This window comes from Brucella grignonensis (assembly GCF_002252505.1).
Classification (GTDB): Bacteria; Pseudomonadota; Alphaproteobacteria; order Rhizobiales; family Rhizobiaceae; genus Brucella; species Brucella grignonensis.
Window position 1 is genome coordinate 1 of record NZ_NNRL01000082.1, and the last position, 347, is coordinate 347.

Genomic DNA, 347 nt, shown 5'->3' on the forward strand with positions numbered 1-347 from the left:
ATCCCAAATGCCTCTACGATCTTGCCTTGGTCGTCCCGAACACCACGACGCTGGTAGGTGGGGTGCGATGCATGGGCGATAAGTCCTGCCGCGGCGAGCCCGCGCAAATGATGCCGGGCAGTAGAGATGGATAACCCGAGTTGCCGCGCGAGGGCCTCGTTGGAAGGCCAAACGATCGGGCTGGAGTCCTTGCTGGTCCAGTCCGCCGCAGGCGAATAGCCGAACAGTTTGTCTATCATCGCAATCTTCGCAGCCTTCAGTCCCAACGCGGCGGCTGCGCGCTTGGCCAACTGCAGTGCCTCGATCCGCTTCACGGCAAGTGTCCGATCGCCAGCATAGTCCCGAGC

General features: G+C 62.0%; 1 protein-coding gene. It reads right to left on the reverse strand.

The window, feature by feature from the left end:
• Window positions 1-314, reverse strand: a 314-nt coding sequence (locus CEV33_RS01035) for a helix-turn-helix domain-containing protein (RefSeq protein ID WP_235818328.1), incomplete at its 3' end; no start/stop codon positions are given.
• Between the last annotated feature and the right edge of the window lie 33 nt (window positions 315-347).